General features: G+C 38.3%; 9 protein-coding genes. 4 read left to right on the top strand and 5 right to left on the bottom strand.

The annotated features are described in order from the left end of the window. Nucleotides 1–50: 50 nt before the first annotated feature. Nucleotides 51–1,103 carry a C45 family autoproteolytic acyltransferase/hydrolase gene (locus F1560_RS01640; RefSeq protein WP_149472924.1) on the bottom strand — a complete coding sequence of 351 codons (1,053 nt, stop codon included), beginning with the start codon at nt 1,101–1,103 and terminating at the stop codon, nt 51–53. Nucleotides 1,104–1,381: 278 nt separating this feature from the next. Between F1560_RS01640 and F1560_RS01645 the strand changes: the two genes are divergently transcribed. The 4 genes from F1560_RS01645 to F1560_RS01660 all read left to right on the top strand — a co-directional run bounded on the left by F1560_RS01645 (nt 1,382) and on the right by F1560_RS01660 (nt 7,687). Beyond that, nucleotides 1,382–2,875 carry an APC family permease gene (locus tag F1560_RS01645; RefSeq protein ID WP_149472925.1) on the top strand — a complete coding sequence of 498 codons (1,494 nt, stop codon included), beginning with the start codon at nt 1,382–1,384 and terminating at the stop codon, nt 2,873–2,875. A 397-nt stretch (nt 2,876–3,272) separates the two neighbouring features. Then, nucleotides 3,273–4,727: a sodium:solute symporter family protein gene (locus F1560_RS01650; protein ID WP_149472926.1), complete on the top strand. Its 1,455-nt coding sequence runs from the start codon at nt 3,273–3,275 to the stop codon at nt 4,725–4,727. Between the two features lie 29 nt (nt 4,728–4,756). Next, the gene (locus tag F1560_RS01655) at nt 4,757–6,418 is read left to right on the top strand and encodes an amidohydrolase (RefSeq protein ID WP_149472927.1); all 1,662 of its coding nucleotides are present in this window, start codon (nt 4,757–4,759) and stop codon (nt 6,416–6,418) included. A gap of 282 nt (nt 6,419–6,700) precedes the next feature. Next, nucleotides 6,701–7,687 carry a 2-hydroxyacid dehydrogenase gene (locus F1560_RS01660; RefSeq protein ID WP_149472928.1) on the top strand — a complete coding sequence of 329 codons (987 nt, stop codon included), beginning with the start codon at nt 6,701–6,703 and terminating at the stop codon, nt 7,685–7,687. 87 nt (nt 7,688–7,774) lie between these two features. On the opposite strand, the gene xsc is transcribed toward F1560_RS01660, so the two are convergent. From xsc to ald, 4 genes are read right to left on the bottom strand one after another with little or no spacing between them, the layout of a single operon-like run. After that, nucleotides 7,775–9,559 carry a sulfoacetaldehyde acetyltransferase gene (gene xsc, locus F1560_RS01665; protein WP_149472929.1) on the bottom strand — a complete coding sequence of 595 codons (1,785 nt, stop codon included), beginning with the start codon at nt 9,557–9,559 and terminating at the stop codon, nt 7,775–7,777. 23 nt (nt 9,560–9,582) lie between these two features. Further along, a complete protein-coding gene (locus F1560_RS01670) occupies nt 9,583–10,497 on the bottom strand; it encodes a selenium metabolism-associated LysR family transcriptional regulator (protein WP_149472930.1) in 915 nt (304 codons plus the stop codon). Nucleotides 10,498–10,548: 51 nt separating this feature from the next. Further along, nucleotides 10,549–11,904 (bottom strand): aminotransferase, encoded by a 1,356-nt coding sequence (locus F1560_RS01675; protein WP_149472931.1) that lies wholly within the window; start codon nt 11,902–11,904, stop codon nt 10,549–10,551. A 48-nt stretch (nt 11,905–11,952) separates the two neighbouring features. Then, the gene (gene ald / locus F1560_RS01680) at nt 11,953–13,086 is read right to left on the bottom strand and encodes an alanine dehydrogenase (protein ID WP_149472932.1); all 1,134 of its coding nucleotides are present in this window, start codon (nt 13,084–13,086) and stop codon (nt 11,953–11,955) included. Nucleotides 13,087–13,314 lie beyond the last annotated feature (228 nt).

Consider the following 13,314-nt stretch of genomic DNA (forward strand, 5'->3'; position numbering starts at 1 on the left):
TTTAAGGTTCCTGTTTTTATCTGGGCATGCAATCCATCGTTTCGGTTTTACTATCGAGGATTTACATCCATATGAGCAAATCCAGCACTAGTATTTATCTCCCCGTAGATTTTACTTCTTTCTAAATCGCTACCATTCAACCATGATTCAAAATCAATTTTCACAGGATCCTGATTGCCTCCAAGCGCAATCCATGCCTGCTTTTCTTTCGGAAAATATGCCGACGTATGTAATGTACCTGACCAGCTTTTGTAGTTACTTACAAATACCCCTTTATCTGTATCATTCAATAGTCGAAATGCTTGATAAGCATCCGTTGCTTGTGACTTTTGATTGTTGATTGCATTCAGTCTTTCTTGTGACTCCGCAATAAAACGGCGATTCTCATGCTGCAGAACCTCAAAATGATTCGTACAGACATTCGATTGATGTACCTGAACAGATCTTGGCGTTGCTTCAATTACATAGGTTTCTTCTTTTTCATCCAACACAATATAACTAAATGAGGTCCGGTGTGGTATCTCTTTTACAAGCTCAATTGCTTCTTCGACAGTAGCACACATTTCTAAAATAATTCTTCCGATCATATGACAAATAAATCCGTCACCCGGATTTTTACGATGCATGAAGTTGTAACCCATTACTAGCCCCTTTTCATTCATGCCATCCATTCGACCAGTTACTCGTTGGGATGGCCCGATAACAGCATATCCACCATCGCTTGGCTGGAATATATTATAGCGTCCCTCATATGTTTTCGGATGATAATCATAGTTCCGAATCATATAATCCTTCCCAGTTAAAATCGAACAGCCACTATAGACAGGTTGCACACGATAGTTACCAAAGTCACGAAGAATGATGGACATTGGCTGTTCAAGCGCATCTCGCAGTCCGAGCAACTCTTCCCATATTCCCGGTGCAAACCGCATAAATGCTTGTTTTGCTTCAGCCTCATCAATTGTGAACCGTGGTCTTCTCAATTTCCAATCGCGATGTCTATTTTTAATAATTAATGACTCTTTCAGAAGCTCACCTTGCATATAGCCATAATCATAATGATTCCCACGAAATTGAATAATATCACTATAAACGTTTCTCACCTGCGATCACCCTTTGTTGGTAATTTATTTTTTCTCTTTTAAGGTTATGTTTGGAATAAAATTCAAGCTACTATAGCTTATCATTTTTTAATTGGGGAAGGAAAGAATGGCTTAGGACACTCCTATAATCTTTTTTGAATACTATTCAATTCCTCAATAACTTCTATTACACATTCAAATAATCAAAAGTTCCGAAAATTATTGATTAATAAAACACATCATGCTTTAATTTATATAACCTATTGACAACGCTTACAATATGAGAGGAGAATTTAAATATGGAAGAGCGTCAGCAATTAAAAAAGACATTGAAGCCACATTGGGTTTGGGCAATTGCATTTGGATCAGCAATTGGCTGGGGAGCTTTTGTGCTTCCAGTAGACTGGCTATCTATGGCCGGGCCACTTGGCGTAATTATCGGATTTTCAATTGGGGCAGTTTTAATGATCATTATTGGAGTTAGCTTTAGCTCTCTTATTGAAAAACTTCCAGTTACTGGAGGAGGATTCGCGTATGCCTATTATGGTCTTGGGAGGTACCATGCTTTTATCTGTGGGTGGTTCCTTACATTAGGGTATGTTGCAATTGTTGCGCTAAATGCATCTGCACTTGCACTTCTAGGGAAATTCGTCTTACCTTCCATTGTTGAACGAGGTTATATGTATTCAATTGCAGGCTGGGAGGTTTATACAGGTGAAGTTATCGTTGCCTGTGTTTCATTAGCTGTTTTCGCCCTTGTCAATATCCGTGGGGCAAGTTCTTCTGCCTTTAGTCAATTTGTATTTTGCATCTGCTTATTTGGCGGGGTTACGTTATTAACCATTGCTATGATTGTTCATCCTACAAGTTCCTTTTCCAATTTACAACCGCTCTTTCAACCTGGGGTCGGTTCTATCGCATCGATAGCAGCCATTATTGCAATTGCACCATGGGCCTATATTGGTTTTGATAATATCCCTCAGGCTGCCGAAGAATTTAATTTTTCACCGAAAAAAGCTTTTCGTATTATCGTCATTGCCTTAGTTTTCGCAGCTCTTACTTATTCGATGACTGTTATTGCAACTGGGATTGGTCAACCTTGGATGGAAGCTGTTCAAGCAGGATCTGTTTGGGGAACTGCTATGATTGTTGAAAATGCCTATGGAACAATTGGTGTTATTTTATTATCATTTGCATTAATCATGGGTATCCTTACAGGATTGAATGGGTTCTACATGTCCGCCAGCCGATTATTATTTGCAATGGGGAGAGCGAAAGTACTTCCAGCAGCTTTCGGAAAACTACATCGCTCACATAAGACACCACATGTTGGCATTTTATTCACATTAGCTTTTACGCTTTTTGCTCCTTTCTTTGGGCGAGAAGCATTGTTATGGGTTGTGGATATGTCCGCACTAGGAGTAACCATCGCATACTTCTATACATGTTATATAGCTTATCGACTATTCAAATGGTCAGATAATAACGATAAACGTAACAATAAACGTGCTACTGTTGCACCAAGAAGAAAGTTTCTATGTCTGTTAGGTATCCTAAGCAGTGCCGGATTCCTTCTATTATTAATCGTACCAGGGTCTCCTGGATTTTTAAGTACCCCTTCATGGATTGCTTTATTTGTTTGGTTAGGTCTCGGCGCCCTGTTCTTCCTCGTTAAATTTAAACATATTCGAGCTATTCCAAAAGCAGAAATGGATCATTTGATTTTAGGAGACTTTAAGGATAAAGAGGAAACATCTGATATGCGAGATGATTTGGAGAATGCATCATCTTAGAATAAATTTGTTTTGTCTTGTTTCAAAAAGGAGTTTATTAATATCTATATAAACTCTTTCTAAATTTAAATACTTTAGAATAATATAGATAAAAGTACCATTTGTTGTTTTAAGTAAAATACAATTTTTTGAACCAAGAGAATGATATGGTTAAATAATAACCCTCTTATTAAACATAGAGGTCCGGATGTTCTGACCTTAATAAATTTAAAATTCAACTAATGTTTAACGTTAAATTCTAATACTATCTAAACAAAATCACACTTTACCTAAGGTATGATTTATGTAAAGACTCTACCTAGTGATCGATCGTATACCTTTTTCTTTAAGTTTCAATGAAAAAGAAAGCTTCATTAGCTATCCGTTATATAAAATTTAATTATAAAGGGGAGATCATATGAACTGGTGGCTAATTTGGATTATTGTCTTTTTAGTTGTAATTTTTGGAATTAGTATTATTTCCTCAAGAAAAGTTAAAACTGCAGATGATTATTTAATGGCGAACTTTAGCTTAGGGTTCTTTCCAATTACCGGAACAGTTATTGCAACAGTTACAGGTTCTGCAGCGCTAATCGGCGCAGCTGGAAAAGGCTTTGAAATAGGAATTTCTTATTTCATTACCTCCATCAGTTTCGTCTCTTTTACCATTTTATTTGTCGCCATTCTCACACCGACAATTCGGAAGCTAAAACTATATACAATACCGGACTTATTTGTAAAACGATTTGGAAAATCATCCGCCCTTCTCCCAGCACTAATCATTGGATTACTTTATATGACTCCTACTTTTGCAATGCAACTTGTTGGAATGGGCTCTATCCTTTCTTCAACATCTAATATTTCTGTTACATGGGGAATCTTTATTGGTTTTGTAATCAGTGTTATTTTCACACTCATGGGCGGGATGTTTAGTGTAGCGTGGACAGATACTGTACAAACGATCGTTATTTTAGCAGGTGTTATTTTAATGTTTTTCTTAGGGTTAAACCATATTGGTGGTGTAGAAGTTCTTAAAAATGAAACACCGAAACATCTTTTCAACTTCTTCAGTATTGGTGGTAAAGAGTTATTAAACTGGTTCCTTGTTTTCGGACCTTTTTATATCGTGTGGCAAACAACTTGGCAACGCTTATCTGCTGCAAAATCTACTAAAGTAGCAAAATGGTCCGTCACAACTGGTTTTATCATCTCAGGATTTATTAGCTTCTTAGCTGTTCTTATCGGAATTATGGCTCTTCAAACATTAAGTACAAGCACTGCTCCTGATCAAGTATACACTCAGTTTTTAGTAGACGTATTTCCAGCGGCTCTTGGTGGATTATTCATGGTTTCACTATTAGCAGCTCTTTTAACTGGTGCAACATCATTTCTTTTAAGTGGTGCAATTAATATTGCTAAAGACATTTATCAAGAATGGATTGCACCTGGTGTTGAAGATGCCCAACTATTAAAAGTATCCCGTATATCCGTTCTTGGTATGGCTGTATTAGGTCTTGTAATTGCACTCTTTATTACAGATATCATTACCATTTATCAATTTGCTCTATCCTTCACGGCAGTAACACTCGTTGCACCTGTACTAGCTGCGATGTTCTGGAAGCGTGCAACAAAAAAAGGTGTAATGGTAAGTATGGTTGGAAGTATACTCGTTTCAATGATTTGGAAGCTTTCTGGAACACCTTTTGGAATCCATGAAATTGCACCTGGATTAATTACATCGTTCCTACTATTAATCATCGTTAGTTTATATACGGAACACTCTGCAGATGAAGAAGTTACTTCCTATTATTTCTCATTAAAGGAAATGAAAGATCCTGCGGAAGATGCAATAGAAGAAAAAACAGGGTCATAACGAATCACATTTTTAAAGGAGAGGAAAAAATGGAAAACATAGACTTACTCATTACAAATGCAACTATACTAACCCTTGATAAACAAAACAGCCGTTCCGGTTCACTAGCAGTTACAAATGGACGTATTAGTGGAATCTGGACAGAATCTGAACCACCTAGCACTATTATTCTAACACCACGTACAGAGGTTCTTAATTTAAATGGGAGAACAATAATTCCTGGTTTCATAGATACACATAATCATATCTTAATGTACGCTCTTAATAAAAATAAGGTGAATTGCAGTACACCACCAAACAGCAGTGTTGATGATATATTGGAACGAGTTAAGCTTATGGCAATCGACACGCCAAAAGGAAAATGGATTGAGGGATATGGTTATGATGATACATTACTGAAAGAACAACGACATCCAACAAGAGAAGAGTTAGATCGTGTTGCTCCTGATCATCCAGTATTTCTCACGCATATTTCCAGCCACTTTGCAGCTGTTAACTCAAAAGCACTTATACTAGCTGGTATAGATGAATCTGTTTCTAATCCTCGAGGTGGACATTTTGGACGTGACATAAACGGTCGCCTAGACGGTGTTCTTCATGAGATACCTGCAATGGAATACGTTCAAAAGTATGTTCCAGTTCCTAGTGTAGATGAGATGATTACAGCACTAGGAGAAGGTTCAAAAGATTATTTATCACAGGGAATTACGACTAATTCTGACGCTGGAGTAGGTTTGTTTATTGGTGAAGCAGAATTAGAAGCTCATATCGTTGCAGCAAAAGAAGGGATCAATCCAATGCGTTCCCAATTAATGGTGATGCACACCCTTTTACGTAAAGGTGAAAAGTTCGGGAATTACTCAGCAGAACAGCTAAATGAAGAAATAATGAAGTCATCCAATGGCAATGCTCGTTTAGATAGTGCAAAAATGTTCCAAGATGGCTCTATTCAAGGGTTAACTGGTGCTCTAAGAGAACCATATTATAATAATCCTGATGTAGTTGGAGAACTGCTTTATCATCAGGAGGCTTTCAATGAAGAAATTCTAGACTTACACAGACGAGGATTCCGGGTTACGATTCATGGAAATGGCGATAGAGCAATTGGCTCCATTTTAGATAGCTATTCTTATGCATTAGAAAAAGCACCAAAAGATAACCATCGTCATCGGATTGAACATGTACAAACAGCAACTATAGATGATCTTGATAAAATGAAACAACTTAGTGTGGCAGGTTCTGTATTTATTAATCACGTCTATTATTGGGGAGATAGACATAAACGTTTATTCCTTGGACCTGAGCGAGCTAGTAGGATTAGTCCGCTAGCCGACATGGTGGATCGAGATATTTTATTCACATTACATTCCGATTGCCCAGTTACTCCAATTTCACCTTTATTTTCAGTTTGGGCTGCAGTTAATCGCCTTACGAAAGAAGGAGAAATACTAGGAGCTGATCAAAGAATTGATGTGGTAACTGCCTTAAAATCAATGACAATATTTGGTGCAAAACTGAACTTCAACGAAGCAAACGTAGGTAGTATTGAAATAGGAAAACAAGCAGATTTCACAGTATTGGGCGATGATCCAACACAAGTAAATCCAATGGAGATTAAAGATATACCAGTTGAAGCGACATTAATCGGCGGGAAAATTGTTTATGAAAAGGAAGGTGCTTTGTTAGGGTAGTTTATTGTTAAAGATAAGCATCCTATGTTCTATGAAAACAGTAATATTTAACCATTACACTCAAACTAGAGCTTCGCTCAAATTTCGGCAAGGAGAATCAGAAATCCCGTCATTGCGGGGTTTCTTTTTTTATAATTAAGCTACGTTTCCCACTCACCTTATAAGCCAATATAATTTTCACTAAATTCAAAATCATTGACATTCCCCCTAATGAAAGTTAATTTAATAATGATATGAATACAACCATCGTAAACTGATAGATTACTTGAAGGAGCTAATCAAATGAAGAAAAAAATTATTGTTTATGAGCGGCTTGAAAAACCCGTACTTGAAAGTCTACAAAACAAGTATGATGTGAAATTTTTAAAAAATATCGATGCTAAAACCAACGAAGAATTTCTCGAGCATCTGAAAGATGCAGAAGGTATTATTGGACTAGCTTTAGAAGTTAATAAAGCATTATTAGACAATGCCCCGAATTTAAAAATCGTTAGTAATGTTTCCGTAGGTTATAACAATTTAGATATCGAAGAGCTATCAAAGCGAAACATCATGGCGACAAATACACCGGATGTCCTAACAGATACCGTTGCTGATACCGTATTTGGCATTCTACTCGCAGCTGCAAGACGTATTCCAGAGCTAGATCATCTCGTTAAGTCCAAACAATGGATAGAAGCACTAGGACCAGAATATTACGGAGTCGATGTCCATCACAAAACAATCGGTATTATTGGAATGGGGAGAATTGGACAAGCAATTGCGAAGCGCGCAAAGTTTGGATTTGATATGAATGTTTTGTATCATAGCCGTACACGAAAGCACGATGCAGAGGAAAAATTTGACGCGACATACTGTAGTTTAGAGAAATTGTTAGCTGAATCTGACTTTCCAGTGTTAATTACTCCGTTAACTGCAGAAACGACAGGACTTATTGGCAAGAAAGAATTTCAACTTATGAAGCATTCAGCTATTTTTATTAATGCTTCACGTGGAAAAACAGTTGTAGAAAAGGATTTAATAGAAGCATTACAAACTGGGGAAATTGCTGCTGCAGGGTTGGATGTATTTGAACAAGAACCTGTTGAACCTAATAATCCATTATTAGATATGAAAAACGTTGTTACCCTGCCACATGTTGGATCCTCTACATATGAAACCGAGTTGAAAATGTCGGAGTTAGCAGCTAGAAACCTTGAAGCTGGTCTTAATGGAGATAAACCACCTACCTTAATCAATCCAAAGGTTTGGGAGCTTTTAACTAAATAGCAGGCCACTCTCCTTATATAATTAAAAATGAAATAAAAAACCTCTATACCACATATTACATAGGTATAGAGGTTTTCAATAATAAATTTAGTTTTTATCAGAACCCCATGTTTCATAATCCAAATGCTTATATTTATCTAAAAATCTTGTCGGTAACTGCAATGCATCTCTTCTAAATGGTGGCGCCAGCTGTGTCCCATCTACATAAATGTTTAAAACTGCTGGTTGACGCTTTTCTAATACTTCTTTAACCACTGGTCCAATGTCTTCTGGCTTTTCTATCGTATAACCTAAGGCACCCATTGATTTAGCGACCTCGGCAAACTCTGGCGCTTGGATGTTCGAGCCGATAAATCGGTTATCGTAATAATCTACTTGATTTTTCTTTTCTGCTGCCCATGATCTATTATTGAACACACAGGCGATAACTGGAATATTTTGCTCAACAGCAGTACTTACCTCGTGTAAGCTCATTCCCCAAGCTCCATCTCCGATAATTGCTACGACTGGTGCATCTGGTTCTGCTAGCTGAGCTCCGAGTGCTGCAGGATATGCAAAGCCAGTGTTCCCAAATGTTAATGCAGCAATATGACGTCTAGTCTGGTTAAATCTTAAATAGGCATTTGCTGTCGATGACACATTCCCAATATCTGTGGAAATAATCGTATTGTCCGGTAATACTTTTGTTAGTTCTAAGAGCGCGCGTCTCGGATTAATTGGACTGCCGTCTTCCATCGCAAGGTCTACCAATTCTTTTTCCCATGCCGCTTTTTCCTTGCTTACATCCTCTAATCGTTTTTGTTTTTTCTCTGGATTAGGAACTGCCTCTTTCAATTGTTTATAAATCTCGTCACTTGTTGCTTTTGCATCACCAATAATTCCTACTTCAACCGGATGTGTTCTAGCGATATTTCTTGGATTGATATCCACTTGAATAATTTTTGCCGTTTTCGGGAAATAATCGATATCGTAACAAGGTAATGTACCAAAGACGGACAACCTCGTTCCAATCGCCAGGACTACGTCAGCTTTCTTTAACGTATTCATTGCAGATTTAGCTCCCATATACCCAATTGGACCAACTGCTAGTGGGTGATCAGCTGGAAATGCGTCATTATGCATATAAGAAACTGCTACTGGAATTGTCAGATGCTCTGCAATTTTAACAACGGTGTCCACACCATCTGCATCAACTGCTCCACGTCCTGAAATGATCACTGGGTTTTGTGCATGTTTTAAAAGCTCTACTGCTTGTTTGGTTAAGACAGGGTCTCCACTTCCTCTAGAATCTACACGATATTGATGTGGCTGAAGGATTTGATCCTCAAGCTCCCCGTAAAATAAGTCTCTTGGAATATCGTAAAGGACTGGACCACGTTCGGCATAAGCAATCCGGAAAGCTGTTCGTAAACAGTCGGCTACACGACTCTTATGTGTAACGCGCACCGTTTCTTTTGTAATTGCACTAAAGATGGAAACCTGATCAGCTTCTTGGAATCCATCCCACCCGATGGTTGGTGTTCCTGCAGAAGGTGATATAATTACCATTGGGGTATGCGCTTGGTTTGCTGCTGCTACAGACGTCACCATATTTGTAATCCCAGGACCATTTTGTCCAATGACAACTCCAGCAACACCAGACACCCGTGTATACGCATCCGCCATATGTGCTGCACTTTGTTCATGCCTTACGGGTAAGAAACGAATACCAGCGGTTGGGAATAAATCAAGCATATCCATAAAGGCTGAACCAACAATTCCGTATACTTCTTTTACCCCTTCTGCGACGAGCGTTTCAACAATTGCTTCACTTGGCGTCATTTTTACCTTTTTAGCGACACCCTTTTTCATTTCTGCTTGCTGTTTTACCATTAGAAATTCCTCCTTTTAGTCGATTAAATAACTTGTATGGTTTGGCCATTTGCATCTTTTTTCAATTCATTCAAAAACAAATCTGCAGTTGACTTTAAAATCTGATCTTTACGCATTGCAATATAGAAGTAACGATAGAATGCTATATTTTTAATCGGATATGATGTCAGCAACCCTAGCTTTTTCTCTTTTGAAATCGTTGCTCTAGAAATAATCGACACACCTAATCCGGCTTCAACTGCAGCTTTAACAGATTCTGTACTCCCTAGTTCCATCACGATGTTTAGTTCACTTTCTAATATACCTACCATCTGTAGATAGTGATTCACTACTGCCCTTGTACCAGACCCTTTCTCTCTCATGATAAGTGGGATCGTCTTCAAGCTTTCGGCGGAAATCTTACCATCACTTTCTTTAAAAAAATCAGGAGCTGCTATCAGCAACAGTTCATCTGTTAAAAACGGTTCCAAAATAATTTGTGGATCATCAATTGGAGTTTCAATTAATCCGACATCGATGGAATGATTTTTTATACAGGAAATAATCGTATCGGAATTAGAAATATCTGCACGAATCTGTACCATCGGAAAGTTATCTTTGAATCGCTTCAAAAAAGTCGGAAGAATGTATTCACCAATTGTAAAACTACACCCTATCTCTAAATCCCCATGTATATTGCTACCGATTTCCTGTATTTTTTCTTGTGCAGCGTCACTCAGTCGGATAATCTCCCTAGCATAGTTTATTAAAATCAACGCAGCCTCTGTCATCTCAACCCTTTTTGTTGTTCGTTCAAATAGCTTGGTATGAAGTTCCTCTTCCAGTGCTTTAATCTGCGAGGTAATGGTTGGCTGGGAAACAAATAATACTTTAGCTGCCTCCGAGAAACTCTTTTTTTCCGCAACAGCTACAAATGTTTTAAGTCTCTCATAATTCACGTCTAATCCATCCCCTCAGATCCCCTAACTTTCTTCATAGAACGTGCTTCATTAAAGACTACGAATTGCTGACTCTAATGTATCAATTAAAAACTCCAGATCTTCTTCTGTACTTGTTAATGGAGGTGCTACAATAATGACATTATTTTGTCCTGGAACGGTATCACCATTTTTTCCAATGATTAACCCTTTTTCTTTACACAATCCTATTACTTCAGCTAATTTTGCATCTGCTAGCGGAAGCTTTGACTGTTTATCTTCTACCATCTCAATCCCTAGCAGAAAACCAATTTGCCGAACTTCTCCTACATTTTTGTGATCCATTAATTGATGCAAATCTGCCAATTTTGATTCGGCAAGCGTACGAACTCGTTCTACAATGTTTTCACGTTCAATGATCTCAATATTTTTAAGTGCTACTGCACATGCTGCTGGATGTCCTCCATATGTGGAGACATGACGAAAATGCGAATCCTTTCCTGTTTCTCGAAATACATCATATATTTCAGATTTGACAGCAGTAGCTCCTAAAGGTAGATACCCACTCGTTAGCCCCTTCGCCATTGTCACAATATCAGGCTGTACCCCTGCCGCATGCTTAAATCCAAACATTTTCCCAGTACGTCCATAACCAGATACAACTTCATCCATAATGAGAAGCACATTGTATTTCTTACAAATTTCCGCTACTCGTTGAATGTATTTCATTGATGGAACAATGACACCGCCGCCAGAAATAAATGGCTCCATGATAAATGCTGCAACGGTTTCTTCCCCTTCCCAGTTAATCATTTCTTCCAACAGCTGGGCTGCCTTCAAATCTGATTCTTCTGGACTTCCATCGAAAATGGAACGATAGCTATACGGCGGATAAACATGTAGAAATCCTGGAACACCTGGATCATATTTTACCCGTCTATTAGCTTGTGCTGTTGCACTTAGTGCGCCTAACGTCGATCCATGGTAACCACGGTAACGAGAAATAACCTTATATTTCTGGGGATTCCCGGTTTGGTTATGGTATTGTCTCGCGATTTTAAATGCTGTTTCATTTGCTTCAGAACCACTATTGGAGAAAAACGTTTGATACTTTCCGCCGAGCAATTCACTAATTTTAGCTGCAAGTTTAATTGCAGGCTGATGATTCATCGTTAATGGAAAATAGGAAAGGTTTTTCATTTGCTCTGCCGCAGCATCAGCTATTTCCTCGCGACCATGTCCGAGATTTAAGCACCACAGTCCAGATACTCCATCCAAGTATCGTTTACCAGATTCATCCGTAAACCACGAACCTTCACCTTTAACAGCAACCACTTGTTCCGCCTCTGGATTGTAACGATGCATAGCATTCCATAATAACGATGCTTCTTTTTCAACCACTTGATTCATTTCTCTTTCCGTCTTCATGCTTCTTACCTCCATTCATTTCGTTAGATTATTAATCAAGTAAAACATTTAATAAGCGGAAACTGGATTGTTTAGAATCGATTCAATTGATTTGTATGGTATGTTATGTGCTTTAGCAATCGTTTCATGTGTAATATAACCCGCATGTGTGTTAACGCCTTTGGCAAACACTTCGTTCGTCTGAACAATTTCTTGTAACCCCTTATTTGCTAGTAATACACCATATTGACTTGTATTGTTCGTCAGTGATAGCGTAGACGTTCGGGCTACTGCGCCTGGCATGTTAGCAACAGCGTAATGAAGAACACCATGCTTTGTATAAATCGGATCTTCATGTGTCGTTATTCGATCAATTGTTTCAATCGAACCACCTTGATCAACCGCAACATCAATAATTACTGATCCGGCTTCCATTTCTTTCACCATATCTTCTTTCACCAATTGCGGGGCTTTTGCACCTGGAATGAGAACCGCGCCAATTAACAGGTCAGCCTGTTTCACAGCTTTTCGAATGTTATGGGCATTTGACATTAATGTCGTAACTCGCCCTTCAAACAAATCATCTAATTCACGTAACCGTTTCGAGTTTACATCCAGTATCGTTACATTGGCTCGTAATCCAACTGCCATCGTTGCTGCATTTGTACCTACAGCACCGCCACCAATAATCACTACGTTACCAGGCTCCACACCCGCTACCCCACTAAGCAGAATTCCTTTACCACCCTTTGAGTTTTCCAAAAATTGAGCACCAATTTGAACTGCCATTCTTCCAGCAATTTCACTCATTGGGGCTAAAAGCGGTAAAGAACCATCAGGTAGTTGAATCGTTTCATATGCTATAGCAGTAACTTTCTTTTTCAGTAGTTCCTGTACCAATCCAGGTTCAGCAGCAAGGTGTAAATAAGTAAAGAGAATTTGTCCTTCTCTAAGATACGGATATTCTTCTGGTTGTGGTTCTTTTACCTTGAGTACCATATCCGCTGCCCATGCATCAGTGGCTTTATCAACAATTGTTGCTCCAGCTTCTTTATAATCCTCATCAGAGAAACCGCTTTCAATTCCAGCGTAACGTTCGATTACGACCTGATGTCCTGCCTGAACAAACGACGTAACACCCGAAGGAGTTATTGCAACACGAAGCTCATTACGTTTAGCCTCTTTTGGAATCCCAACAATCATGCCCTTCATTCCCCCTTGTTATGAATTTGTAAAACGATAAGGCTGACCCATCATGATGATACTGACGTCCGAACCAGTTGTAATGTAATGGTCTGCTCTTAGTATAAATCAACCGATAACAAAATTCAATATATTATATAAATTCAGTTATTTGAAATAATAATAAGTTATATTACAGCTGGTAATAATTTAATTTCGATCAAGCTTTCAAAAGAGGATAAACAAGAA

The sequence above is a fragment of the Oceanobacillus polygoni genome, assembly GCF_008304605.1.
GTDB lineage: Bacteria > Bacillota > Bacilli > Bacillales > Amphibacillaceae > Oceanobacillus > Oceanobacillus polygoni.

Coding starts and splice junctions, on each gene's coding strand:
- F1560_RS01660 (WP_149472928.1), top strand. CDS start 6,701: ATGAAGAAAAAAATTATTGTTTATGAGCGGCTTGAAAAACCCGTACTT.
- F1560_RS01645 (WP_149472925.1), top strand. CDS start 1,382: ATGGAAGAGCGTCAGCAATTAAAAAAGACATTGAAGCCACATTGGGTT.
- F1560_RS01650 (WP_149472926.1), top strand. CDS start 3,273: ATGAACTGGTGGCTAATTTGGATTATTGTCTTTTTAGTTGTAATTTTT.
- ald (WP_149472932.1), bottom strand. CDS start 13,086: ATGATTGTTGGGATTCCAAAAGAGGCTAAACGTAATGAGCTTCGTGTT.
- xsc (WP_149472929.1), bottom strand. CDS start 9,559: ATGGTAAAACAGCAAGCAGAAATGAAAAAGGGTGTCGCTAAAAAGGTA.
- F1560_RS01655 (WP_149472927.1), top strand. CDS start 4,757: ATGGAAAACATAGACTTACTCATTACAAATGCAACTATACTAACCCTT.
- F1560_RS01675 (WP_149472931.1), bottom strand. CDS start 11,904: ATGAAGACGGAAAGAGAAATGAATCAAGTGGTTGAAAAAGAAGCATCG.